General features: G+C 64.8%; 20 protein-coding genes. 12 read left to right on the top strand and 8 right to left on the bottom strand.

The genetic code is table 11. The annotated features are described in order from the left end of the window. Positions 1-40: 40 nt before the first annotated feature. On the bottom strand, positions 41-517 hold the full coding sequence (locus tag ACDC66_RS05165; RefSeq protein WP_376695619.1) for a hypothetical protein: 477 nt from the start codon (positions 515-517) through the stop codon (positions 41-43). A 39-nt stretch (positions 518-556) separates the two neighbouring features. Further along, a complete protein-coding gene (locus tag ACDC66_RS05160) occupies positions 557-2,563 on the bottom strand; it encodes a pyridoxal phosphate-dependent decarboxylase family protein (RefSeq protein ID WP_376695618.1) in 2,007 nt (668 codons plus the stop codon). Between the two features lie 385 nt (positions 2,564-2,948). Between ACDC66_RS05160 and ACDC66_RS05155 the strand changes: the two genes are divergently transcribed. Next, on the top strand, positions 2,949-3,656 hold the full coding sequence (locus ACDC66_RS05155) for a Crp/Fnr family transcriptional regulator (protein ID WP_376695617.1): 708 nt from the start codon (positions 2,949-2,951) through the stop codon (positions 3,654-3,656). Positions 3,657-3,669: 13 nt separating this feature from the next. Here ACDC66_RS05155 and ACDC66_RS05150 read toward each other — a convergent pair whose 3' ends face one another. Then, complete coding sequence (locus ACDC66_RS05150; RefSeq protein WP_376695616.1) at positions 3,670-4,734, bottom strand: COX15/CtaA family protein; 1,065 nt, start codon at positions 4,732-4,734, stop codon at positions 3,670-3,672. Positions 4,735-4,983: 249 nt separating this feature from the next. Between ACDC66_RS05150 and ACDC66_RS05145 the strand changes: the two genes are divergently transcribed. Further along, positions 4,984-5,331 carry a c-type cytochrome gene (locus ACDC66_RS05145; protein WP_376695615.1) on the top strand — a complete coding sequence of 116 codons (348 nt, stop codon included), beginning with the start codon at positions 4,984-4,986 and terminating at the stop codon, positions 5,329-5,331. A gap of 15 nt (positions 5,332-5,346) precedes the next feature. Here ACDC66_RS05145 and ACDC66_RS05140 read toward each other — a convergent pair whose 3' ends face one another. Beyond that, a complete protein-coding gene (locus tag ACDC66_RS05140; RefSeq protein WP_376695614.1) occupies positions 5,347-6,216 on the bottom strand; it encodes a pirin family protein in 870 nt (289 codons plus the stop codon). Positions 6,217-6,239: 23 nt separating this feature from the next. Continuing rightward, positions 6,240-6,842: an FMN-dependent NADH-azoreductase gene (locus ACDC66_RS05135; RefSeq protein ID WP_376695613.1), complete on the bottom strand. Its 603-nt coding sequence runs from the start codon at positions 6,840-6,842 to the stop codon at positions 6,240-6,242. A 104-nt stretch (positions 6,843-6,946) separates the two neighbouring features. Here ACDC66_RS05135 and ACDC66_RS05130 point away from each other — a divergent pair, with 104 nt between their 5' ends. The 3 genes from ACDC66_RS05130 (at position 6,947) to hrpB (ending at position 10,890) form a co-directional block, all read left to right on the top strand. Beyond that, positions 6,947-7,834 (top strand): LysR family transcriptional regulator, encoded by an 888-nt coding sequence (locus ACDC66_RS05130; protein WP_376695612.1) that lies wholly within the window; start codon positions 6,947-6,949, stop codon positions 7,832-7,834. Between the two features lie 70 nt (positions 7,835-7,904). Further along, positions 7,905-8,462 (top strand): thioredoxin family protein, encoded by a 558-nt coding sequence (locus ACDC66_RS05125; protein WP_376695611.1) that lies wholly within the window; start codon positions 7,905-7,907, stop codon positions 8,460-8,462. Between the two features lies 1 nt (position 8,463). Next, positions 8,464-10,890: an ATP-dependent helicase HrpB gene (gene hrpB / locus ACDC66_RS05120; RefSeq protein WP_376695610.1), complete on the top strand. Its 2,427-nt coding sequence runs from the start codon at positions 8,464-8,466 to the stop codon at positions 10,888-10,890. Positions 10,891-10,950: 60 nt separating this feature from the next. Here hrpB and ACDC66_RS05115 read toward each other — a convergent pair whose 3' ends face one another. Then, complete coding sequence (locus tag ACDC66_RS05115) at positions 10,951-13,056, bottom strand: putative bifunctional diguanylate cyclase/phosphodiesterase (protein ID WP_376695609.1); 2,106 nt, start codon at positions 13,054-13,056, stop codon at positions 10,951-10,953. Then, positions 13,053-13,964 carry an ABC transporter substrate-binding protein gene (locus ACDC66_RS05110; RefSeq protein WP_376695608.1) on the bottom strand — a complete coding sequence of 304 codons (912 nt, stop codon included), beginning with the start codon at positions 13,962-13,964 and terminating at the stop codon, positions 13,053-13,055. The genes ACDC66_RS05115 and ACDC66_RS05110 overlap by 4 nt, the downstream gene beginning before the upstream one ends. A 253-nt stretch (positions 13,965-14,217) precedes the next feature. Between ACDC66_RS05110 and ACDC66_RS05105 the strand changes: the two genes are divergently transcribed. From ACDC66_RS05105 to ACDC66_RS05085, 5 genes are all read left to right on the top strand, one after another. Continuing rightward, positions 14,218-14,619, top strand: coding sequence for a BlaI/MecI/CopY family transcriptional regulator (locus ACDC66_RS05105; RefSeq protein WP_376695607.1), 402 nt, complete (start codon positions 14,218-14,220; stop codon positions 14,617-14,619). Further along, positions 14,616-16,352, top strand: a complete 1,737-nt coding sequence (locus tag ACDC66_RS05100) for a TonB family protein (protein ID WP_376695606.1) — start codon at positions 14,616-14,618, stop codon at positions 16,350-16,352. The genes ACDC66_RS05105 and ACDC66_RS05100 overlap by 4 nt, the downstream gene beginning before the upstream one ends. Positions 16,353-16,515: 163 nt before the next feature. After that, positions 16,516-16,950 carry a DUF3617 domain-containing protein gene (locus ACDC66_RS05095; RefSeq protein WP_376695605.1) on the top strand — a complete coding sequence of 145 codons (435 nt, stop codon included), beginning with the start codon at positions 16,516-16,518 and terminating at the stop codon, positions 16,948-16,950. Positions 16,951-16,973: 23 nt separating this feature from the next. Continuing rightward, a complete protein-coding gene (locus ACDC66_RS05090; RefSeq protein ID WP_376695604.1) occupies positions 16,974-18,662 on the top strand; it encodes a CRTAC1 family protein in 1,689 nt (562 codons plus the stop codon). Next, the gene (locus ACDC66_RS05085) at positions 18,659-20,203 is read left to right on the top strand and encodes a tetratricopeptide repeat protein (RefSeq protein ID WP_376695603.1); all 1,545 of its coding nucleotides are present in this window, start codon (positions 18,659-18,661) and stop codon (positions 20,201-20,203) included. Before ACDC66_RS05090 ends, ACDC66_RS05085 begins: the two co-directional genes overlap by 4 nt. 310 nt (positions 20,204-20,513) lie before the next feature. Here the strand turns inward: ACDC66_RS05085 and speE are convergent, their stop codons facing one another. Beyond that, a complete protein-coding gene (speE, locus tag ACDC66_RS05080) occupies positions 20,514-21,353 on the bottom strand; it encodes a polyamine aminopropyltransferase (protein WP_376695602.1) in 840 nt (279 codons plus the stop codon). Positions 21,354-21,429: 76 nt separating this feature from the next. Between speE and speA the strand changes: the two genes are divergently transcribed. Together speA and ACDC66_RS05070 are read left to right on the top strand one after the other, a co-directional pair. Continuing rightward, entirely contained in the window at positions 21,430-23,295 is a 1,866-nt protein-coding gene (speA, locus tag ACDC66_RS05075; RefSeq protein WP_376695601.1) for a biosynthetic arginine decarboxylase, read from the top strand. Next, positions 23,292-24,155 (top strand): NAD(P)-dependent oxidoreductase, encoded by an 864-nt coding sequence (locus ACDC66_RS05070; RefSeq protein WP_376695600.1) that lies wholly within the window; start codon positions 23,292-23,294, stop codon positions 24,153-24,155. The genes speA and ACDC66_RS05070 overlap by 4 nt, the downstream gene beginning before the upstream one ends. The last annotated feature ends 56 nt before the right edge of the window (positions 24,156-24,211 follow it).

Here is a 24,211-nt window from a genome sequence, read left to right as displayed (position 1 = left end):
CAGCGCTGCTGGTTCTGTTCGCCCTGCTGCTGCGCTTTCGTCAGCGGGTCCAGCCCGGATGATCGAAGAACTCGGGGTAGGCCTCGAGAACCCGGTGAAGCTGGTGCAGGCCCTCGTGCGGGGCGTCCGATCCCCGCAGTGACTCCGCCGCACCCAGTGCCGCGGCCAGCAGCTTGTGCAGTTCGGCATCGGCGTCGCCCGGCAGTTGGCAGTTGGCGAACATGAAATTGACGGCTTCCTCGACGTCATCGGCAAGGTCCGTAGCCTGTTCGGAGTCGAACCGGTCGTTGCGGTACGCCCCATGGGCCGGCTCGAACGCCTCCTTGAGCTTGTTCATCCCCTGCCGGAGCGAGGCATCGCTGGCCCACTTGCCCTCATCGGACCGCTGAGGATCCAGTTCACCACTGCTGTGCATGGCCTCGTGGTCATGCTCATGGTCCTGGGACTGGACGGCGATCGGAGCAACCAGTAGCACCAGAAAGCCGAGGGTTGCGAGACGAAAAAGTGTGATCCTCATTGCGGTACTCCTTATGTCTATCCTGCGTGTGCAGGTTCATCAATCGGAAAGTTCACGTCGCACCAGTGCGGCCAGGTAGCGGCAATAGCGGTCGAGATAGTTCAGTCCTTCTTCGCGACCGCTCAGCCAGGGGTTCATCAGGGTATGGCGCAGCAGGAAGATGCTGTCGGCCTGCTCGCCGGAATCGTCCGGTTCCTCGACGAAGGTCGCCGGGTCCAGGTCCAGCTCGGCCATGAGGCGTTCGGCCGCTTCTTGCCCCAGCTTGTCGCGGTGCACCAGGGTGCGCGAGCCGAAGAACTCGCGCGAGCGAATATCGACTTCCTCGCCCACGTCCAGGTGGGCGTATAGCCGGCGGCCGAACTCGTTCATCCTGGCCAGCGAGCGATTGCCGGCGGGGTTGATGGCGAGGCAGACCAGGTTGGTATCCGGCTCGAAGGGCAGGACCACGCGGGCGATACCGGCCAGCTCGTCGCGCAACTGGTCCACGTGCTCGAAGAAGTACTCGCAGTTGCGGATGGTCTCGGCGCAGAGCCTGCCCATGTGATCGGCATCCAGCGGAAGCACGCGGTGGCTCAGCCAGGCGCCGGCGGCGGCCGCCCCGGGCTTGGAGCCTTCCAGGATGTACTGGCCCAGGTTGCGGAAGCGGCGTTCGTACTCGGAATCGGCGACCGACTCGGCCTCATCGAAGACGTAGGCCGCCTTCTGGCTGATGAAGTCGGTCATGCCGCGGTTGCGCGCAACATAGGCGCCGCAGCCGAAAGGCACGTAGCCGAGCTTGTGCGGATCGACGGTGATCGAGTCCGCGTGCCGCAGGGCGGCAAATGCCTTGTAAACCGGCGGCGAGGGGAAGAAATGGAATTGTCGGCGCATTGCCTCGTGGTCGACCAGCGTGCCGTCGGACCGGCGAAACATGCTGGCGAGATACCCGCCCCAGGCGGCATCGATGTGGATTCCGAAATCCAGGCCCGCCCGCCGCCAGCGCTGGCGCGCGCTCACGATCTCGTGGATCGGGTCGATCGAGCCAAACTCGGTGGTGCCCAGCACGCCGATAACCGCCAGTACCGGCCGGCCGCGCTCGTGGAGTTCGGCCAGTTTTCGTTCCAGGGCGTCGGCGTCCAGGCGCATGCGCTCGCTGACCGCCACCGTCTCGAGATTGGACGCGCCCAGGCCCAGCAGCTTGAGCGCCTTTTCCCAGGAATAATGGGCCGTGTCGGGAACCACCACCACGGGCGTTCCCAGGGCCCGGTGGCGAAGGTGGAACTCGGCCATGCCCAGCTGCTCGACGCGTTCGTACTCGATCCGGCGCGCGAGGTCGCGCGCCTGCCGGCGATCGAGCTGCCGGTCCATGCTGGCCAGCAGCTCGCGCCGCAGGCGAATCACCGTGTCGGTCGATAGATTGAACAGCTGGTGGGCTTGCGCGTTGAGAAAATTCTCCGGACCGTGCTCGAGCGCGCCCGGATCGAACGCCGCCTCACGCAATGCGCGGGCGGCCGCCAGCGGCCAATAGCGCACGGCGCGGAAATACCACAGCGCCTCGTCATTGGCGATGGTGCCGCCGGAGGTGGCGTGACCCCAGGCGCAGGGCTCGCGCTGTGGGTCGGTATTGAAGCCGAACATCGCGGCCAGCTGCCGGCCCAGGTCGAGTTCGAGCGGCAGGGTCACCGGCGAGGCCTCGTCGGTGACGTGGTTGGGGTTGTAGAGCGTGGTCACCAGCTGGGCGATCAGGCCCGGCAGCAGCAGGTCGGAAGCCATGTGCCCGATGTAGCGCGGGTTGAAGAAGGGCGCCGAATTCTTCAGCCGCGCCGTCAGGCCGTGCAGCTCGGTTTTCATGCGGCCGACGAAGCGCCGGTACTCGGGGCCGGTATCGGCCAGCACCGGAATCTGCGGCCGGTCCTCGGGATGGATGTTGCGGCGCCAGTAGACGTGGTCGCGCAAGAGTTCCACCAGGGTCTGCTCGAACAGCTCGTTATTTTCGGCATACGAGCCGAGAAAAAGCGGGCTGAGCCAGTCGATCAGTTGGTCTTCGTCGTGCCGGTTGTCGTTCATGGGGTGAGGCAAATATTGATTCTGGTCAAAAAGAGGTATCGCGAATACTGGTTTACTCACTATACGCCAATATCGGCCCGCCGGGCGGGCCGGACTAGGGAACCTCTGAACAACTCTGCGCGGAGCGCGTTTTGTCGGAGAAGCCGCAGATCGTGTGGTGCGACGCGAGTGACAGTAGCCGTAGCTACGGCCGAGGGGCGCAACGCGCGAGATGCGGCTTCTCCGGCAAAACCCTTCGGGACGGGCCTTTGCGGGGTCTCCGCCCCGTTTCGGCTCACTCATTTGGAACAACCAAACCACGATCGCCGAAGCCGGACCGGAGCCTCCCGCAAAGACCCGTCGCGCCCGCGCAGAGTTGTTCAGAGGTTCCCTAGGGAATCCTGCCATGAACAACGTCCGTCATCCCAGCCTCGAAGAGCTGGCACAGTTTCCGCTGCTTTCGGGGCTGGACGAAACCGAAGCGAAGCGCGTGCTGGGCAAGGCGCGCATCGTGACCGTCGACCGCGGCGAGCACCTTTTCCATCACGGGAATCCGGCCCGGCGCACCTGGTTGTGCCGGAAGGGACAGCTCAAGCTCTTCCGGCTGTCGGGTTCGGGCCAGGAGAAGATCATGGCCATCATCAATCCGGGACGCAGCTTTGCCGAAGCCACGCTGTTCATGCCCAGGCGCGTGTACCCGGTGCATTGCGCCGCGCTCAAGCCCAGCGAACTGGTCGGCTTCGACGCCGACGACCTGGTCGAGACTCTTCATAACGATCCGAAAGCCTGTTTCCGATTGCTCGGCACGCTGAGCCGGCGCATGCACGAGAAGATCAATCAGATCGATTCTCTCTCGCTTCAGAACGCGCATCTGCGCGTGGCCCATTACCTGCTGGAGGAATACCGGCGCCGGAACGAACCGAAGACCTTCCGCCTGGAGGCAAGCAAGAAGCATATCGCCGGGCTGCTGGCCGTTCAGCCGGAAACCCTCTCGCGCAGCCTGACCGCGCTGCAGCGCGAGGGGGCGATCGAGATGGACGCGCGCTACATCACCATCCACGACGCCGTGAAACTCGAAAGCATCGCGCGCGGGACCCTTACGGCCCCGCACTGAGCGAATGCAGGAATCAGTCGGCCGTCAGGCGTCCGGAGTGGGCGGTCGCATGAGCACGCAGGTGACTGACGCGATAGTCGACCGCGATCACCGCTCCCAACACCAGCACGGCGATGCCCTGGTGCAGGGTGCCCAGCACCACCGGCACATAGAGCATCAGCGTGGCGATGCCCAGCGCCACCTGGATACCGACAATACAAACCAGGATGTGGAAGGCGCGACGGGCGCCGGCATCCAGTGAATACCTGCGCTGGCGCCACCAGGCGGCAAGCGCCACGGCCAGGGTGGACAGGGCCAGTATCCGGTGCATGAACTGCACCGTAGCGGTGTTCTCGAAGAAGTTACGCCATAGCGGTTCCAGGCCCAGGAGCCCGTCCGGAAGCCACTGTCCGGCCATGAGCGGGAAATCGTTGTAGACGAAGCCCGCGCGCAATCCGGCAACGAACGCGCCCACGAAGATGGTCAGCGCGGTCATCACCAGCAGGGGGATGGTCCAGCGCCGAAGGGGATGCGGGCGCTGCTCGGCCGGCATCAGCAGCCCCAGTGCCAGCCGGAACATGAACGCGAAGATAATCAAGGCCAGGCTCAGATGCGCGGCCAGGCGGTAGGGACTCACGCGCGGGATGTCGACCAGCCCGCTCTGGACCATGTACCAGCCCATCCAGCCCTGCAGCGCGCCTAGTCCGAAGATACCCAGAAGCGGCCAGCGCAGCCTCTTCGGCACCCAGCCACGCCACCAGAACCACGCCAACGGCAGGGCGAAGACCAGGCCGAGCGAGCGCGCCAGCAATCGATGGCCGAACTCGAACCAGTAGATCGTCTTGAACTCGTCGAGCGACATGCCGCGATTGACCTTCTGGTACTCGGGGCTGGCGCGATAGGCGTCGAACTCTTGCATCCAGCGCTCTTCGCTTGTCGGCGGAATCACGCCGGTGACCGGCTGCCACTCGACCATGGAAAGGCCCGAGCCGGTGAGGCGCGTGGCCCCACCGAGCATGACCAGCAAAAACAGCACGAAGCAGCAGACCATCAGCCAGATGCCGATGCGTTGCTGATGATGTCGTTCGATCAGGTTCATTGCATAAGCGCCTTGTCGCCGATGGTCGAAACTGCAAAATCGCGCCAACTCGCGCAAGACGAATTATAAGTCGGGGCATGTCCACGCCACGCATGTTTCGCGTCGCGAGCAATCGCTTCCGGACGCCGGGGTATATCATGTATATTCAATAAATGTTTTATCCGAGATGGTAGCCGCTGCTGCCAGACGCCCGTTCCCGGGCGTACAATACATGAGAGCCCGCTAAAGTATATTGAGAGGAGAGCCGAAATGCGCATTCCGATAACCGTCCTGTTACTGTCCGCCGGTAGCCTGCTGGCCCATTCCGCACTCGCGGCCGACGCGAGTGCTGGTGAGACCCAGTTCAAGCAACTTTGTGCCACTTGCCACGGCCCATCGGGCAAGGGTGACGGCCCGGCCTCGGCCAGCCTCAACCCAAAGCCGCGCGACCTCAGCGACAGTGAGTGGCAGGAATCGGTCGACGACGAGCACATCCGCACTGTCATCACCAAGGGCGGCCCGGCCGTCGGCCTGTCGCCGATGATGACCGCATTCGGTCATCTGAGCGATGGAGACATCGACAACCTGGTCGCTTACATCCGCAGCCTTGACGAGTAAGCCACGGAGAGGCTCTCAGGCTTCCGTCAGCCGACCTGAACGGTAGTCCTCCACGGCGCGCTCGATCTCTTCGCGCGTGTTCATCACGAAGGGCCCGTACTGGGCCACCGGCTCGCCCAGGGGCCGGGCTGCCAGAAGAAGCAGGCGCGCACCCTCTTCCCCCGCGGCAATCCGCACGCGCTCGCCGTCGCCCAGGATGCCTGCGGCCCGATGCGGCAGTGCCCGGCCGGCGATCTCGGCCGATCCGTCGTAGAGATAGGCAAAGGCGCTGTGACCCGGCGTCACCGGCAGCTCGATCTCGACCGAGGGTTCGAGGTGCACGTCGAGATAGAGCGGATCGGTCGCCATGCGGCCGTTCTCGCCGTTGACCGGCCCGGCGATGGTTCGTCCGTCCAGTGCCAGGCGCCCGGCGATAACGCGAACCGCCCCGGCCGACAGCTCGATTGTCGGAATTTCATCGGTTGGAATGTCGCGATAGGCGGCCGGCTTCATTTTCTCGGCCGCCGGCAGGTTGATCCACAGCTGGAACCCGCGCATGCCGCCTTCGGACTGCTGCGGCATCTCGGAGTGGATCACGCCGCGTCCGGCCGTCATCCACTGCACGCCGCCGGGTCCGAGATCGCCGGTATTGCCCAGGTGATCGCTGTGCTGCATGCGTCCTTCGAGCATGTAGGTGACGGTCTCGAAGCCGCGATGCGGGTGCGGCGGGAAGCCGGCGATGTAGTCATCCGGGTTGTCGGAATAGAACTCGTCGAGCATCAGGAAAGGATCGAGGCGGACGGCATCGCTGGCCTGCTGGCCGAGGCTTCGCCGCAGCTTGACGCCGGCGCCGTCGGAGGTGGGCAGCGATTCGATGATGCGCTCGAGAGTGCGGGTGGTCGTCATGGTGATTTCTCCTCGACGGCCGTTCAGGCCGCCAGTCGTTCGATGGCTTCGACCGCTTTCGTGCGGGACTGTTCGGCCTGTTCGGGGCCCATCGCCAGGCCCTCGGCATAGGTAAAGCGGATATCGCGAATACCCAGCATGTTGAAGAACATCCGCACCAGCGGGGTCTGGGTATCCATCTCCGTGCCCTGGTACTGGCCGCCGCGCGCGGCGAAAACGTAGAGTGGCTTGTCGTCGATCAGGCCCTCGGGCCCGTTTTCCGTGTAGCGGAAGGTCACCCCGGCGCGTGCCACGTGATCCATCCAGGCCTTGAGCGTCGACGGTACCGAGAAGTTGTACATGGGCAGGCCCAGCGCGACTTCGTCGGCGGCCCTGAGCTCGGCGATCAGCGAATCGGATACCGCCGTGGCGGCGTGCTGTTCGGGCGTGCGCTCGGCCGTATCGGCCTGAAAGCCCTTGAAGGCTTCGGCGCTCAGGTGCGCGATGGGCTCCAGCGCCAGGTCGCGGCAGATGATCCGGCCGTCGGGATTGTTCTCGCGCCAGCGCTCGGCGAAAGCGTCGGCCAGACGGCTGGACTGGCCTTGACCGTTGAACAGGCTTGATTTGATGACCAGCAGGGTTTTCATGGGGCGAACTCCTTGGTTTGCGTGTTGGCCTCTACAATAGGCTTGGTAAATTCGAATAAAAAGCGGAAAATATCGGCCTAACCATTCGATTAAATCGAATATAAATGCATTCCCGGATTTCCCTGGAACAGTGGCGCGCCCTGGTGGCGGTGGTCGAGGCCGGCAGCTACGCCGCAGCGTCGGAAGCCGTCAACAAGTCGCAGTCAACCCTGAACCATGCCGTCGGCCGCATCGAAAGCCTGCTGGGCGTGGACCTGTTCAGAATCGAGGGCCGGCGCGCGGTGCTGACGGCCACGGGCCAGACGCTGTACCGACGGGCGAAGGCCCTGCTGGACGAATCCGGCCAGATCGAGCGCCTGGCCGGGCGTCTGGCCGCCGGCGAAGAGGCCGAACTGCGGCTGGCCGCCGAGATCATCTTTCCCACCTGGCTGCTGCTGGAATGCCTGGATGAACTGTCGGGCGACTTTCCCGACATGCGCGTGCAGCTGCACGAGTCTGTGCTCGGCGGCACCACCGAGCTGCTCACCCGCGGCGCCGTGGACCTGGCCATCGCCTCGTCGATCCCCCCGGGTTTCGTCGGCGATCCGCTGATGCGCGTGCGCTTCATCGCCGCCGCGGCGCCACACCACCCGCTCCAGCAGCTCGAGCGCAACCTCACCCTCGACGACCTGCGGGCCCATCGCCACCTGGTCGTGCGCGACAGTGGCAGCCAGCCGGCCGCCAGCGAGGCCTACCGGGTCAGCGAGCGTCGCTGGACGGTAACCAGCAAGGCGACATCCATTCGCGCCGCCTGCATGGGCCTGGGCTTTGCCTGGTACGCCGAGGACATCATCCGGCGCGAGCTCGACAGCGGGCAGCTCAAGCCGCTGCCGCTGGAGAAGGGGCGCGAGCGTTTTGCCACCCTTTACCTGGTCTTCGCGGACGCCGACGGTGCCGGTCCCGGAACCCGTCGCCTGGCCCGGTTGCTGGAAAAAGCGATCGGCAGCCGGTGATGGGCGGGAAAATGTAAACTGTGGTCTCCAGGAAAGAGCCCATTCGAATCGGCTGCAAAGCGAGAACGCCATGGCAAGAACCGAATCCTCCATGCTGCCGCTGGGAACGCCGGCGCCCGACTTCAACCTGCCCGACACCGTCAGCGGCCAGACGCTGAGCTTCGACGATATCGCCGGGTCGCACGCCACCCTGGTGATGTTCCTCTGCAACCACTGCCCCTTCGTCAAGCATGTCCTCGACGAGTTGGTCCGGCTGGGCAAGGATTACGATCTGAACCGGGTCGGCATGGTGGCCATCAGCAGCAACGACGTCACCGGCTACCCGCAGGACCGACCCGAGCGCATGGCCGAGCTGGCCAAGTCCAGGGGCTTTCCCTTTCCGTATCTCTACGACGAGTCGCAAAATGTTGCGCGCGCCTTCAGCGCCGCGTGCACGCCGGACTTCTACATCTTCGATGCCGACCGTCGCCTCGCTTACCGGGGCCAGCTCGATGATTCACGACCCGGCAACGAAAAGCCCGTGACCGGCCGCGACGTACGCGCGGCACTCGACGCGCTGCTGGCCGGCCAGCCGGTAGCAGAAGAGCAGAAGCCCTCGATCGGTTGCAATATCAAGTGGCGGGAATGATTTGCTGCCCATCGACGCCGTCCTGCCTAAACTGCTCGAGACGCTCGAGGAGAATCCCACCGCGTTGCTGCAAGCCCCGACCGGCAGCGGCAAGACCACCCGGGTGCCGATCGCCCTGCTGAAAGCCGACTGGCGGTCTGAACGCCGCATCCTGATGCTCGAACCCCGACGCCTGGCCGCGCGTTCGGCCGCGCGTTTCATGGCCGGCCAGCTGGGCGAGAAGGCCGGCCAAACCGTCGGGTATCGCACGCGCCTCGATACGCAGGTATCGGCGGCGACGCGCGTCGAGGTGGTCACCGAGGGCATCCTGACGCGCCTGATCCAATCCGACCCGGCTCTGTCGGACTACGCCGCGGTTATCTTCGACGAGTTTCACGAGCGCTCGCTGCAGGCCGACCTGGGCCTGGCGCTGGTGCGCGAGACGCAGCAGGCGCTGCGCGAAGACCTGCGATTGCTGGTGATGTCGGCCACCCTGGCCGGCCAGCACCTGTCCGCCCTCCTCGGCGATTGCCCGATGGTCACCGCCGAGGGTCGCAGCTACCCGGTCGACGTCAGCTACCGCCCGCCGACGCGACAGAAAACGATGGAAGCGCATACGGCTGCCGTCGTGCGCGAGGCGCTCGACAATGAATCCGGATCGATTCTCGTGTTTCTTCCGGGGATGCGCGAAATTCGACGCGTGGCCGGTCGTCTTGAGAAGGATCTGCCCGAAAACACGCAGCTTCACCTGTTGCACGGACAGCTGGGTTCGGGGGAACAGGACGAAGCCATCCGACCGGCGGCGCCGGGCGCACGCAAGATCGTTCTGGCCAGCGCCATCGCCGAGTCCAGCCTGACCATCGAGGGCATCCGAGTCGTGGTCGACGCCGGCTGGCAGCGCCGGGCGCAATTCGACCCCAACAGCGGCATGACAAGACTGGTCACCGAGCGTGTTTCAAAAGCGTCGGCCGAGCAGCGCCGGGGCCGCGCCGGTCGGCTGGAGCCGGGACGCTGCTTCCGGCTCTGGAGTGAATCGGAGCAGGATCGACTGCAGCCGCACACCGCCCCCGAGATCGTCTCCGCCGACCTGGCACCGCTGGTGCTCGAGCTGGCCCAGTGGGGCGTGACCGACCCGGCCGGGATGGACTGGCTGGACCCGCCGCCGACGGCGTCCTGGAACCAGGCGGTGGAACTGCTGCAGGCATTGGATGCGCTCGACGACGAAGCCCGCATCACCGCGGAGGGGCGCGCCATGCTGGAGCTGGGCCTGCACCCGCGGCTGGCGCACATGGTTCTGGCGGGGCGCCGGCTCGGCCTGGCGCGTACCGCGGCCGAACTGGCGGCTCTGCTCAGTGAACGCGACATCGGAGGTTTTGATGAAGTGGATATTGCCTTGCGTCTCTCACGCCTGCGAAACGCCGGACGGCGTGCGCGTGGCATGCTGGCGCGGATCAGGCAGGGCGCCGATCGGCTCGCCGGCAAGCACCGTGACGAAGCCGGGTCGCAGCACGGCATCGGCGCCCTGCTCGCCTGCGCCTGGCCGGACCGCACCGGTCAGGCGCGCAGAGGGCAACGTGGCCGCTTTCTGCTGAGCAACGGCCGCGGCGCTTTCATCGGCGCCGCCGACCCGCTGGCCGGCAGTGAATTCCTGGTCGCCTGCGATCTCGACGGCCGGGCGCGCGAGGCGCGGGTCTACCTGGCTGCCGGCGTCACACGCGACGAGCTCGAAGACGTCCTCGGAAACCATATTCAAACCGTCGAGTCGGCTGACTGGAACGAGCAACGCGGCACGGTGGTGGCAAGGCGCGAACGCCGGCTGGGCGCCCTGGTGCTCGAGTCGACCGAACTGCAACGACCCGACGCCGAAACCCTCCAGGCGGGCCTGTTGGCGGCCGTCAGGCGAAAGGGCCTGGAGACTCTGCCGTGGTCGGCAGCGGCCCGCCAGTTCCAGGCCCGGGTCAGGTTGCTACGCTCATTGTGGCCCGGCGACTGGCCCGACCTGGACGACGAAGCCCTGGCCGAAACACTCGAGCAGTGGCTCGCGCCCTGGCTGGGCGGAATGAGCCGCTGGCAGGATATCCAGGCCCTCGACCTCGTGTCCGTTCTGTCCAGCCTGATCGGACACGATCGGCTCCGGCAACTCGACGAACTGGCGCCGAAGCATCTGACGCTGCCCGGCGGCCGCCGGGCAAAGCTGGACTACTGCTCGGAAAACCCGCCTGCGCTACGCGTCAGGCTGCAGGCCATGCTTGGCTGCCGGGACACACCGACGGTGGCTGGAGGCCGCCTACCGGTGCAACTGCAGCTGCTCTCCCCGGCGGATCGCCCGCTGGCGGTCACCGCGGACCTGGCGAGCTTCTGGGACAACGTCTACCCGGAGGTGCGCAAGGACATGCGCGGCCGCTACCCAAAGCACGACTGGCCCGAGAATCCCCGCGGATCCCGGTAACCACCGGTCAGACACCTCGGCGCGGGCGATCCCAGCCTGCTGACGCTCCCGGACAAACGCCTATTGGCGCTCGGCCGACGACGCCACCGATTTGTGCCTTGAGTAAGTCGAGACGAGATCAGGTAGCGGAAGTGGCCGTCCGATTCCGTAGCCCTGTGCAAAATCAACGCCGATTTTGCGCAACAGCTCGAGCGTCTCGTCATCTTCCACGAATTCGGCCACGGTCTTCATTCCTATCTGGTGGGCGATATCGTTGATGGCGTTCACCATGGCGCGATCGGCCGAATCCCTGACCATGTCGCGCACGAAGATGCCGTCGATCTTGACCAGGTCGACGGGCAAGCGTTTGAGATAACCAAAGGATGAAAGGCCCGTGCCGAAATCATCCAGCGCAAAGCGGCACCCCAACGCTCGAAGGCGATCGATGAAGACACGGGCCTGCGCAAGATTCTGCACCGCCGCGGTCTCGGTCACTTCAAAGCACAGGGCGGACGCCGGGATGGAGTGCTCGCGATCAAGCCAGGCGGAGACCTGCGTGATCAGCGCCTCATCGCCGAGACTCAGGCCCGACAGGTTGATCGAACACGACGACACCGTATCAGCCAGGCCGGGATCGGCCTCGAGCCAGTTCAGCGTATGTTCCACGACCCAGCGATCGATGCGGTGGACCAGATTGTATCGCTCGGCCGCCTCCAGGAACTCGCCCGGCGGAAGGATGCGGCCGCGTTCATCGAGCATTCGGACAAGGACCTCGAAATGAAGGCCGCGCTTTTCGCCCGCAGTCAACGGCACGATTGGCTGGGCGTAAAGCCGCAGTCGATCCTCGTCGAGCGCTGCCTGGATGCGGCTCACCCACTTCATGTCGCCACGTACATGCTCACCGGAGAATCGACCCACGCTGCCGATATAGAAACTACCCCTGCCTTTCTCCTTGGCCCGATAGCAGGCGGCATCCGCGATTCCGAGCGCATCCGAGGCAGTTTGCAGGTCCGGGGAGAGCTCTACGAGACCCATGCTGACCTGAACGCCGTAGCGTTCGTCGCCGTAATCGAAGCGCACCGTCGTCATCTCGCCCTGCAGTCGCGCGGCGATCGACTCGAGGCCTTCATCCTCTGTCAGCTCGAAGAGGACGGCGAACTCGTCACCACCGACCCGGGCCGTGCAGACAATCTCCGGCATCGCCTCGCCCACGCGGTCGGCAACAACCGACAGAAGCTCGTCCCCGGCGCGATGGCCTTGCGTATCATTGATCACGCGCAGGCTGTCGATATCCAGCAATGCGACCGCAAAACGTTTCCCGCGTCGACGCATGCTGCGCAGCGCCCGTTCAAGCTCCACCTCGAAACCGTGACGGTTCAACAGCCCCGTAAGAGCATCATGATCGGACAGAAACGCAAGGCGTTCGGAATGTTCGCGCAGGCGTTGGGTCATTGCATCCATTTCCCGACCCAGTTCGGCCAGTTCGTCCCGGCCCCGGATTTGCATGGTTTGTTCAAAGTTGCCCTTGCCGACTTCCCGGACAGAACCGATCAGGACATCAATTCTCCGCAGCAACAGCGAGCGCAACAGTGCCCAGAAGCCGACGGCAATCATTGAAACAATGGCACTCCAGGCGAGCACCCTCGTGGCCAGGTCGCTGCGGCCGCGCGCAAGTTCATGGGAAAGGTCGGTGACGACGAAAAGGCTTCCAACGCGATTGGGCATGAGCTCTTCGGCCGACATGCGCATGAGCAACGGGAACCGTCCAATCAGTCGGCTATTGCCGACCGGCCGTATCAGAATCTCACCCGATCCATCAGGCTCCGGCAGGGTTTGCCGAAAATCCTGCGTGCGCCCCCAGTCACCGAAGACTTGTCCGACGGCCGGGGCATCGGAAGCATGGCGGATGGTTCCGTCGGGGGCCACGACGTAAACGCCGGAGACTACGGGACTGGACGCGGCCCGCTCGATGGCGACCCCGACTTCGCTGCTACTGCGGTCTCTCAATGCAGCTTCGATCTCAGCGGCTGCGAAATTGGCGGTCGATCGCAGCTGGATTTCAGCCAGGCGCATGATATTGCCCTGCAGTTGCCGGTACTCGAAAAACCAACCGGAGCCGACAATCAGCAACCCTGCTGCCAGAATGAGCAGGGGGACGACGTATCGCAGCGGCCAGCGCGGTTTCATCGCCGAGCCGCCTCCTCAACGATCGACGAATCGATCAGGCGTTTCAGATCTGGGGTGCCGACCAGCATGCCCGCTTTTGTCATGGCGCGGCACTGCTTCTCCAGGGCATCGAGCAGCTGGCGATTTTCGCCGGTCATCATGTCGAGATTGGCGGACAGGTCGAACAGTTCCACGCCGGCCATCGCCCGACTGAACCGCTCCACCGACATGGCCTGGCGCCGTGCCATGATCTGCGTAGTGGCTTCGGGGTCCCTCCGGTAAGCCGAAGTGGCGCGGTCGAGACCACCAACGAGCGCTACGAGCGCGCCCCGGTAAGCGTTGATGGTGCGCTCCTTGACCACGATGACGTCCAGGATCTCATTCGGAATGGACTTGCTGCTGAACACCTCCACCGCCCCCTGGTCCAGCAATCGGCTGCGGGTGGGCTCGTAGGTCACGAGTGCGTCGATCTCCCGGTCGCTCCAGGCGTCGAATTGATCCGCGGTATCGATATTGACGATCTCAACCTCATCGCGATCGAGGCCGAGGACATCGAGTGCGCGCATCAGGGTGTACATGCCCAGCGGTGCGACTTCGACGCCGATGCGGGCGCCCTTCAAATCATCGGCATCCACACCGGGGCGCGCGAGCAGGGCATCACCGCCGAGACTGGTATCGATGAGGTAGATGACCCGAGTGTCGCCGACTTCGTGCAGCATGCTCACCGCGAAGTGACTGGTGGTGAACATGACGTCGATCAGGCCGTAGCGGAAACTGCGCACCAGCTCCGAGGGCGTCTGGAAACTGACCAGGTTGAATTGCTCGGGATCGAGCAGGTCTTCCTCGAGGGCCAGGTAGGCGAGATCATAAGGCGGCCACGCCAGCACCCCCACCCGCAGCGGCTCCTCGGGTGCCGTGCAAGCCGTCATCGTCAGGCCGCAGACAAGGACCAGGCCCGCAAGCAGCAAGCGGGCGACGGCGATACGCTCTACAGGTGGAACCGGGGCTGGGATGTCTTCTCTCCTCGGCCGGAAGACCCGCTCAGTCTAGCCCAAGCGGCCCGTGCTCGGCGAATATACCGAGGCGGCATGATTGACACTCGAGCGGGGCAACGCTAGATTGGAGCCTCACATACGAACCATTTCGTCCCCACTGACGTAGCCATTGCAACGAGGGCCTGGCATGACCGATACACCGAAACCCACACCCTCCGAATTGAAGATTCTCAAACACCTGTGGCAGCATGGGCCGTCCACGGTACGGGAAGTGCACGAGGGCATTGGCGTGAACGTCGGTCACAGCTACACGACGACGCTCAAGCAGATGCAGATCATGCACAGCAAGGGTCTCGTATTGCGCGATGACTCCCAACGTGCTCACGTCTTCCAGGCGACCGTCGAAGAGGAGCCGACCCAGCGCGCGATGCTGGACGACTTCATGGAACGTGTTTACGAGGGGTCGGCATCGCAGCTCGTACTGCAGGCGCTCGGGACCTCCCGGCCAGCCAGTTCGGAAGAGCTCGAGGAAATCGAACGCCTGGTTCAGAGCCTGCGCAGTGACACCGGTGGAGGCGCCGACGCATGACCTGGTTGAATGCCCCGGTGGTCGAGCAGATCGGTCTCTCCCTGCTGCATTTCCTCTGGCAGGGTGCGCTGATCGGGCTGCTCTATGCCGCCACGCTGCCGGCTACCCGAGGGGCGACGGCACGCACACGCTATATCATCGCTGTGCTGACGCTGGCCGCACTGGCCGCCGCACCGGGCCTCACGCTGGCGCTGCTGCTGCAGTCGGCGAACATGGGCGCGACGACAGCAAGTGTCGCCACGGACACGGCAAGCACGATTCTGGGCCTTCAGGCCGCAGCCGGCGGCACCGATGTCGGCGGCATTTCGGTCATGCACTGGGTTGTCGCGGCCTGGCTGGCCGGCGTTCTACTGCTCAGCGCGCGCCTGGCTTTGGGCTGGCACTTTCTGCGGCGCCTGCGTCGAACAGCCGATTTCTCGGCCGCGTCTTCTCTCCAACCGCAACTCCGAACCCTGGTGAGACGGCTCGGGATCAGTCGACCCGTCGCACTCGCAGTTTCCGCGCGCATCCAGTCACCCGTGGTCATCGGCTGGCTCAAGCCGCTGGTTCTGCTTCCGCCGGCCATTCTTACCGGGCTCCCGACGCGCCAACTTGAAATGGTTCTGGCTCACGAGCTGGCCCATGTCCGCCGGCTCGATCACCTGGTCAATCTTTGCCAGACCGTCACCGAAACCGTCCTCTTCTACCATCCGGTGGTCCGCTGGGTTTCGCATCGCATCCGCATCGAACGAGAAAACGCCTGTGACGACCTGGCGGTGGCCGTCACGGACAACCGCCTCGCCTACGTCGAAATGCTGGCCTCGCTCGAGCAGCTGCGCTATCGGGGGCCGAAGCTGGCCCTGGCCATGCACGACGGGCAGATGCTCAGCCGCATCCGGCGCCTGGTCGAACGCGGCCGGCCGGATCGCCAGCAGGGACTGACCGGACCGGCCTTGCTCTCCGGGCTGATCCTGGCGGCCGCCGCCAGCCTGCATTGGCTCGACGAGGAGCCCGGGCCACCGGAACCCGAACCAGTCATCGAGACGATCCCTGAACCTCGCCCGGACCCGGCGTACGAACCGCTCGATGAAATCGCCGAAGTCGTGGATCCCGCTCCGGTGGATCCCGCTCCTGATCCCGACAACACGGCGGCCCCGGCTGAGGCAAGCACCGCCGATTCGGCCGAGCCCACGACGTCGCCGGATTCCGATGACAACGCGCAGCAAGCCGCCGCCGAGGCGACTGATAACGAGTCCCAGCCCCCGGTAACACCGGCCCTGGAAACCGACCGCCTGCCGCCCGTCTCCGAGTTGATCGAGCGTTCGTCCGATCGCCAGGTGGCCATGATCGAAGCGCCGGCACTGACCAAACCCGAACTGCCGCAACCAACACCCCGGCCCTCGCAACCCACCGAGACCGAACTGGTAACCGGCGGCGATCTCGTCGAACGCATCGAACCCGACTACCCCGACTCCGCCCGCAAGCGCGGCATCAACGGCAGCGTGGAAGTCGAGTTCATGGTCACCCGAAACGGCGAAGTGCGCGATATCGAGATCGTCGATGAAACGCCCCGCGGCCTGGCTTTTGCCGAAGCGGCACGCGAGGCCATCATCGACTGGCGCTTCGAGCCCTTCCGCAGGGGCGATGAACCCATCCAGCGGCGCGTGCGCCTGGAAATGGCCTTCGATCTCGGCCAGCGGCAGCAACAAGAATGCCGCAGCGTTTTGGGCTCACGCATCCCCCGCTGCTATTGAAGCAGGCCCAAACCACGCCGGCTGAAATCCCGGGCCGGGGTACAATGAAAAATCTCGTCATGCAGACTGGCATGTCTGCGTGCCCGATTGCGTTTGATACGTGAACGCATATCGACTGAACATGCCGGGCCCAGCCCGGTTCCCCCAAACCGAGGAGTTACACATGATTGTACGCACGCTTGCCGCGGCCCTGGCACTTGGCCTGGCCACCGTCGCCATGGCCGAAACACCCAACATCGAGCCCGGCCTTTGGAAATATGAAAACAACATGACCTTCTCCGGCGATGTACCGATCCCGGATCAGAACCAGACCAGCGAAGAATGCGTCACAGCAGAGGACATCGCCGAGGGTGACGCCTTTCTCGACGACGTCGACGAGTGCGAGATCACACACAAGGACCTGCGGCGCGACGGCATGGACTACTCGATGGACTGCACGCAGCCCGACGGCACGCAAATGACGATGGACGCCGAAATGCAGTTCAACGGCGATTCCGCCAGCGGCACCATCGACGGCAAAATGGAAACGCCGATGGGCGCCATGCAGATGACCATCAACGTATCCGGTCAGCGTATCGGCGACTGCCCGGCCGAGTGACGAGGCATCGGTCGCTGACGAGAATGCTCGCAGCCCGTAGAGCACCAGCCCTGGTGCTCTTGACGGTCTGCACCGTGATTTCGGCCTCGGCATTTTCCGGGGCCGTTCAGTTTGCCGATATCACGAGCGACAGCGGCATTGAGTTTCGGCACGACAATGGGCTCAGCGGCGACTGGCATTATCCCGAGATCGTCGGCGGCGGCTGCGGGCTGGTGGACTACGATGGCGACGGCCGCCTGGATATCGTGTTCGCCCAAAGCGGCGCCGTTCCACGCAAGCACAACGACGCCGGCCCGCCCGAGCGCAAGGCCAGCCGCCTCTATCGCAACATTTCCCAAGACGTCCGCATTCGCTTCGAAGACGTAACCGACGCTTCCGGCTTCAACGCCCGGGGCTACGGCATGGGTGTGGCGACAGGCGACCTGACCGGCAACGGTCATCCCGACCTCTACATCACCAACTACGGCCCCAACACGCTGTGGCAAAACAACGGTGACGGCAGCTTTACCGACGTCAGCGAATCCTCGGGGACGGCTGACCCTGCATTCAGCGCCAGCGCCGCGATTGCCGACATCAACGGCGACGGCCTGCTCGACCTGTTCGTCACCAACTACGTGGACTACGACCCGGAAAACAATCCAACCTGCCTGGCCGAGTCCACCCGCCGGGACTACTGTGGCCCGGGCGTGTTCGAGCCGGCCCCGGACACCCTCTACCTCAACCTCGGCGACGGACGTTTCCGCGACGCCACCGACGAATGGCTCGGCAAACACGATCCGCTGCGCGGATTGGGCGTCGCCGTGGCCGATTTCAATGCCGATGGCCGGCCCGATGTGTTCGTGGCCAACGACGGCGACATGAACCAGTTCTGGCGCAACGACGGCAAGCGCTTTGCCGAACAGGCACTGACGACGGGTACGGCGGTCAACCGTCACGGCCAGATGGAAGCCGGCATGGGGATCGGCATTGCCGATGTCGACGGCGATGCCGACTGGGACCTGCTGCTGACCCATCTGACCGGCGAGAGCAACACGCTCTACCGCAACCTCGGCAGCAGCGATTTCGTCGACGATACGGCCGCCTGGGGGCTGCATGCGACAACATTGGCTTTCACCGGCTTCGGCGTGGCGCTCTCGGATTTCGACCGGGATACACACCCCGACCTGATGGTTGCCAACGGCGCCGTGCGCGTCATCGAGGCCCGCCGCCAGGCAGGTAGCGATTTTCCGCTGGCCCAGCGCGACCAGTTCTTTCGCAACGTCGACGGCGAACGATTCGAACCACGGCTCGTCGACGATTCGACCATGGCGCCGGCGGTCGGTCGCGGGCTCGCCACCGGCGATATCGACAACGACGGGCGGATCGATGCGCTTGTCTGCAACAATCACGACTCGCCCCGGCTGCTGCACAACCAAACGCCGGTGCGCGAAAACTGGCTGGGGCTGCGGCTCGTGACGGGAACGCCACCGCGCGATGCCCTCGGTGCCGTGGGTGCACTGGCCGAAGGCAAGGTCCAGCGTCAGCGCGCCGCCACCGACGGCAGTTACCTCTCCGCGCGTGACCCGCGCCTGTTGTTTGCACTGCCGGCCGACGGCGAAACCGCGGCGGTCGTCATCACCTGGGCCGACGGGACGCGCGAGCGTTTTGAACGACTTTCCCCCGATCGCTACCACACGCTTGAGCAGGGCGATGGCCAGGAGCCAGCGCAATGATTCGCGGATTGCCGGGCACCTTGCTGGCCCTGACGCTGCTGGCGGCCTTCACGTCGCCGCGCGCAGAGATCGATCATCCGGACACCGCGGGCATGGACCCCGCGCTTGCCGAACAGGTCGAGGCGGCGCGCGCCCTGGTGCAGGAATCGGCCGGGCTTGGTCCATCGGAACAGGCTGAAGCCTGGGGCGAGCTGGGCATGCTCTACCAGGCGACCGGCTTCGAGCAGGCCGGCCTGTCGGCCTACGAGCAGGCCTCTGCCATCGATCCACTTGACGGTCGCTGGCCCTACCTGCAGGGCATCATCCTCGGCGAGCAAGGCGAAGCCGACGGTGCCCGCGAACGTTTCTTCAACGCCATTGCGCTCAACCCGGGCCTGGCAGGGCCCGGCTGGACACGAGTCGGCCGCTTGTTCCTCGACACCGGCCAGGCCGGATTGGCGCTGCGCGCTTTCGATCGAGCCTTTGAAATCAACGAACAGGCACCGGCAGCCCTGGCCGGCATGGGCGAGGCCCACCTGGCCCTGGAGCAACCGGAGCAAGCACGAGATTTTCTCGAACGAGCGCTCGAGATCGAACCCCGCGCCAACCGCCTGCACTACCCGCTGGCGATGGCCATGCGCGCGCTCGGCGACGATGAAGCCATGCAGGCGCACCTGGAAAAGACCGGGCAGGTCGGGATCACCCCCGATGATCCGGTCGCCGAATACCTGGCTTCGCACGCGGCCGGCTCGCGCATCCACATCATTCGCGGACGCAAGGCCTGGAACGCGGGCGATGCGGTCGGCGCCGCGGATGCCTTCGACCGGGCCGCCGAGGCCGATCCCCAAAGCGTGGTCGCGTGGACCAACCTGGGCACCGCCCAGGCCGAACTCGACCAGCTGGAGCCGGCGCAGGAGAGCCTGTCGAAGGCGATCGAGCTCGACCCGGCAGCAGACCGCGCCCGGCAGAACCTGGTCACGGTGTTGCGCCGGCTCGATCAACCTCAACGGGCGCTAGACATCATCGAAGACGCGCCGGGTGAGATCGGATCGACACGCTGGCGGCTGATCGAGAGCGCCCGCATCCTGTTCGACCTGGGAGAGACGAGCACCGCAGCCGACCGGCTGCTACTGGCCCTCGACGAGAAGCGCGAGCTCGACATCTGGATCGAGGCGCTGACCGCCCTGGTCAAGGCCGAGAGACTTGAAGAAGCCCAAGCGCTGGCCACCCACGAGGATCTTTCAGGCGACAGCGACCCGATGCTGGCTGCCTGGGTCACCGAACTGGTCCAAGCGGCGGAATCGGTGCCGGAAGCCATGGCCCTGGCCGCGCGCCTGAGCGAACACCTCTACCAGCGCAATCACGAAGAACGCTTCGCCGCCCTGCACATCAACACGCTGCTCAAGCGCTCCGGCCACTGCCGCGAAGCCCTGGCCTGGATCGACGCGGAGAGCAAGCGCGACAACCTTCCCGAGTCATTGGCAGCCCTGATGGCGCAGTGGTCGCAACAATTAGCCGAGTCGGGGGAGTGCGAGGAAACGAGTTCGTCGGCAGACCCCTGAAAACCCTGAATTGTCCACAGATGAACACAGATAAACACAGATGAAGAAAATTAAGTAACAGGCCATCGGTGGATCCGCCGGGCACAACGGCATCCCGAAACGCTGCTGCTCAGTGATCAACAGGCAATACCGTTTCCACGGAATATTTATCGTTGCCTCTTTGCAGAATTGCGCAATCTGCGGACCTGAGAACCACCAATCCGGGAATGGTTATCCGGCCGACGATCGCCCCCGACCGCCTACCGATGACCCTTGTTTTTTATCTGTGTTCATCTGTGTTCATCTGTGGACAATTTAAGGTTTTTAGAGCTCAAGGCAACTGCGTCGCTAATCCCCCCACGTGCACACCGGGGTTGAAGTAGCGGGTGGCGATGCCGGCCGCTTCGAATCGCTCGGCGCTGACCGCTTCGATCTCGCCGCCCTTGCGCGCCTGGGTAACCGACCACCAGCCCGAGGGATAGCAGGGCTGGGGAAAGCCCAGGGTACGGATGGTACTGAAGCCCGCTTTTTCCATGTTGTCGCGGATGCCGGCGATCAGCTTCTGGTGCAGCAGGGGCGATTCGCTCTGCTGCAGGAACAGGCCGCCATCGGCCAGGGCTGAATAACAGTCGGCCACGAACTCCGGCCCGAACAGGCCCTCGGCCGGTCCGATGGGATCGGTGGAGTCGACGATGATCACATCCACACTGCCCGGTTCGAGATGCTTGACGTGCGCCAGACCGTCGTCGAACAGCAGCTCTGCGCGCGGGTCGTCATTGCGCTCGCACAGTTCGGGAAAGTGCTTTTCGGACAGGCGCGTGACCTGCTCGTCGATATCCACCTGGGTACAGCGCTCTACGTTTTCGTGGGCCAGCACCTCCCTGAGCGTGCCGCAATCACCGCCACCGATGATCAGCACGCGCTTCGGGTCCGGGTGCGAGAACAGGGCCGGATGACTCATCATCTCGTGGTAGAGAAAATTGTCGCGCGTGGTCAGCATGACGAAACCGTCGATGACCATCAGGTTGCCCCAGTGCGTCGTGCGATAAACATCGATGGTCTGGTAGTCGGTGATTTCCCGCGCCAGGTGCGCCTCGATGGACCAGGACTCGGCACTGCCGGCCTCGGAGTTCGTCTCGGTAAACCATTTGCGGTCGGTCGGAAGCGTCATGTTTCGGTCGCGGTGATTGAACCAGCCAAGATGTTAACCCGTATACCGCCCACGTTCGCCCGTTACAATCGCCCTCATGAATGATGACGCGATTGCCCGCGCCCGCCGCCGCTATGCCGTTGACCGCTGGTCGGAGGGCTACTTCGATCTGGACGACCAGGGCCGCTTGCTCGCCCTTCCCGACCGGGAGCACCGGCTCGTCCTGAACGAGATCGTCGAGCGTGCGCAGCGCGGCGGGCTGCGCCTGCCCATGCTGCTGCGCTTTCCCGATATCCTGCGTACCCGCGCCGCGCAACTGCGCAAGGCCTTCGAGACCGCCATCGCCGAGCACGACTACGGCGGCGGCTACACGCCGGTCTACCCGATCAAGGTCAATCAGCAGGCCAGCGTGGTCCGAACGCTCGCCGAGGTCGAGGGGCTGGGCCTGGAGGTCGGCAGCAAGCCCGAACTGATCACGGCTCTGGCCGTTGGAAGGCCCGGGACGGTGATTATATGCAACGGCTACAAGGACGCCGCCTATATCCGCCTGGCACTGAGCGGAATCAAGATTGGCCTCAAACCGGTAATCGTGATCGAAAAGCCCGGGGAATGGCCGCTGATTCGTCGCGAAGCCGAGCGCCTGGGCGTCACCCCGGAAGTCGGCGTGCGGCTTCGCCTGTCCTCGCTCGGCACCGGCAACTGGCAGAACACCGGCGGCGAACGCGCCAAGTTCGGCCTGGCCGCCAGCCAGCTCCTGGGCCTGGCCGAATCGATGCGCGAAGCCGGCTGTCTGCACTGGCTGACGCTGCTGCATTTCCACATGGGCTCGCAGATTTCCAACCTGCGCGATATCCAGCGCGGGGTGCGCGAGGCCGGACGCTATTTCACGGAGATGGTGGCAGCCGGCGTCGACATCCAGCGGCTCGACATCGGCGGCGGACTTGGCGTTGACTACGAGGGCGGGGGCACGCGCAGCTTCTGCTCGATGAATTACTCCGTGGGCCAGTACGCCCAGGCGATCGTCGGCGGTATCGCCGATTTGTGCCGCGAGCACGAACTGGCCATGCCGCACCTGATTTCCGAATCCGGCCGGGCGCTGACGGCCCACCATGCCGTGCTGGTGACCAACGTTACCGCCACGGAGACCCTGCCGCGCGACGCCGCTGGAAGCAGTCGGGACGAGACGGCCGTCATCCGCGGCCTGGCGGAAGTCCTGGCCCAGGCTGAAGAGCGCGAGCCCGAAGAGAGTTTTCTGGAAGCCGAGCACCTGCTCGAGGAAGGCCGCAACCTGTTTCTCTACGGCGACCTGCCGCTGGCCGAGCGTGCGCGGCTCGAGCCGATGTACAACGCCATCCTCGATCGCGTCGCCGCCCATCTCGATCCCGAGCATCGCCGTCATCGTGAGCTCGGCGAACGCATCCGCTACCAGCTCTCGGCCAAGTACTTCATCAACCTGTCGATCTTCCAGTCGCTGCCCGATATCTGGGCCATCGATCAGGTCTTTCCCATCCTGCCGCTGAGCCGGCTCGACGAGGAGCCCACCGAGCGTGCCGTGCTGGAAGACCTGACCTGCGATTCGGACGGCCGAATCGATCGTTACGTCGAACGCGGCCTGCTCGAACCGACCCTTCCGGTTCACCGCATCGGCGCCGACGAGACCTACCTGCTGGGCATCTTCATGGCCGGCGCCTACCAGGAAACCCTGGGGGATATACACAACCTCTTCGGCGACACCGACAGCATTGATGTCCACGTCGAGAACGGCGGCTTCCGCCTCGACAATGCCCGCGCCGGCGACAGTGCCGACAGGCTGCTGGAACTGGTCGGCTACAATTCGCGCGAGCTGATGACGGCCTGCCGCGCGCGCGTGGCCACCGCCGGCCTGCCGCGCGAAGAGGCCGACGCCCTCGAGCGCCTGCTGGCCGAGGGCCTTTCGGCCTATACCTATCTGGAGACGAAATGAAAACTGGCTGGATCGGACTCGGCGCCATGGGCGAACCCATGGCGGGGCATCTCCACGACCACGGCCATCTTGCGGCCGTATGGAATCGCACCGGCGACAAGGCTCGGGCCTTTGCCGCCGAACACGACGGTGTCGAGGTGCCTGAATCGCCGGGCCAACTGGCTGCCGGCGTCGAGGTGATCTGCTTGTGCGTATCGGCCGACGACGACCTGCGCGAAGTCGTGTCGGCCATGCGCGATTCACTGCGCGGCGGTCAGGTCGTGATCGACCATTCCACCGTCGCCCCGGTTACGGCCCGTGAACTCGCTTGCGATCTGGCCGAGCTCGGCGTGGCCTTCATCGATGCGCCCGTCACCGGCGGCGTTGAGGGCGCGAAGAACGGTCAGCTGGCCATCATGGCCGGCGGTGAGAAAAAGGATGTCGAGCGGGTCCGGACCGTCATGGACAGCTATGCCCGGGTGATTCGTCACCTCGGCCCCTCCGGCGCCGGCCAGTCGGCCAAGGCCGTCAACCAGCTGATGGTCGCCGGGATCGCCGAGGCGGTATGCGAATCGCTGGCGCTGATGGAACGCCTGGACCTGCCGCGCGAGTCGATGCTGGAACTGCTCGGTGGCGGGGCGGCCGGCAACTGGTTCCTGGACAAGCGCGGCCGCACCATGCTGGCCGACTCCTTCGAAACCGGCTTCGATCCGAAGCTGCTGCTCAAGGATCTCAAGATCTGCGATCACCTGTGCCGCGAGGCCGGCTTCGATTCGGCCGTTCTGGCCCAGGCCCTGGGCGATTACCAGCGGCTCGTCGACGGCGGCGAAACCGGCCGCGACATTTCGGCCCTGTACCGAATCAAGCACCGGCAGACATAGAGCCGGATGCTTCATTGGGCTTATACTCGAACCAAATGACAAGGGGTTAACCGATC

The sequence above is a fragment of the Wenzhouxiangella psychrophila genome, assembly GCF_042310375.1.
Classification (GTDB): domain Bacteria; phylum Pseudomonadota; class Gammaproteobacteria; order Xanthomonadales; family Wenzhouxiangellaceae; genus Wenzhouxiangella.
Note: the sequence above shows the minus strand (reverse complement) of the source record. Positions and strands in the feature narration are given on the sequence as shown.

Bases quoted from the DNA above. Each gene is read 5' to 3' on its own strand.
- ACDC66_RS05165 (WP_376695619.1), bottom strand. From the start codon at position 517: ATGAGGATCACACTTTTTCGTCTCGCAACCCTCGGCTTTCTGGTGCTA.
- ACDC66_RS05160 (WP_376695618.1), bottom strand. From the start codon at position 2,563: ATGAACGACAACCGGCACGACGAAGACCAACTGATCGACTGGCTCAGC.
- ACDC66_RS05155 (WP_376695617.1), top strand. From the start codon at position 2,949: ATGAACAACGTCCGTCATCCCAGCCTCGAAGAGCTGGCACAGTTTCCG.
- ACDC66_RS05150 (WP_376695616.1), bottom strand. From the start codon at position 4,734: ATGAACCTGATCGAACGACATCATCAGCAACGCATCGGCATCTGGCTG.
- ACDC66_RS05145 (WP_376695615.1), top strand. From the start codon at position 4,984: ATGCGCATTCCGATAACCGTCCTGTTACTGTCCGCCGGTAGCCTGCTG.
- ACDC66_RS05140 (WP_376695614.1), bottom strand. From the start codon at position 6,216: ATGACGACCACCCGCACTCTCGAGCGCATCATCGAATCGCTGCCCACC.
- ACDC66_RS05135 (WP_376695613.1), bottom strand. From the start codon at position 6,842: ATGAAAACCCTGCTGGTCATCAAATCAAGCCTGTTCAACGGTCAAGGC.
- ACDC66_RS05130 (WP_376695612.1), top strand. From the start codon at position 6,947: ATGCATTCCCGGATTTCCCTGGAACAGTGGCGCGCCCTGGTGGCGGTG.
- ACDC66_RS05125 (WP_376695611.1), top strand. From the start codon at position 7,905: ATGGCAAGAACCGAATCCTCCATGCTGCCGCTGGGAACGCCGGCGCCC.
- ACDC66_RS05115 (WP_376695609.1), bottom strand. From the start codon at position 13,056: ATGAAACCGCGCTGGCCGCTGCGATACGTCGTCCCCCTGCTCATTCTG.
- ACDC66_RS05110 (WP_376695608.1), bottom strand. From the start codon at position 13,964: ATGACGGCTTGCACGGCACCCGAGGAGCCGCTGCGGGTGGGGGTGCTG.
- ACDC66_RS05105 (WP_376695607.1), top strand. From the start codon at position 14,218: ATGACCGATACACCGAAACCCACACCCTCCGAATTGAAGATTCTCAAA.
- ACDC66_RS05100 (WP_376695606.1), top strand. From the start codon at position 14,616: ATGACCTGGTTGAATGCCCCGGTGGTCGAGCAGATCGGTCTCTCCCTG.
- ACDC66_RS05095 (WP_376695605.1), top strand. From the start codon at position 16,516: ATGATTGTACGCACGCTTGCCGCGGCCCTGGCACTTGGCCTGGCCACC.
- ACDC66_RS05090 (WP_376695604.1), top strand. From the start codon at position 16,974: ATGCTCGCAGCCCGTAGAGCACCAGCCCTGGTGCTCTTGACGGTCTGC.
- ACDC66_RS05085 (WP_376695603.1), top strand. From the start codon at position 18,659: ATGATTCGCGGATTGCCGGGCACCTTGCTGGCCCTGACGCTGCTGGCG.
- speE (WP_376695602.1), bottom strand. From the start codon at position 21,353: ATGACGCTTCCGACCGACCGCAAATGGTTTACCGAGACGAACTCCGAG.
- speA (WP_376695601.1), top strand. From the start codon at position 21,430: ATGAATGATGACGCGATTGCCCGCGCCCGCCGCCGCTATGCCGTTGAC.
- ACDC66_RS05070 (WP_376695600.1), top strand. From the start codon at position 23,292: ATGAAAACTGGCTGGATCGGACTCGGCGCCATGGGCGAACCCATGGCG.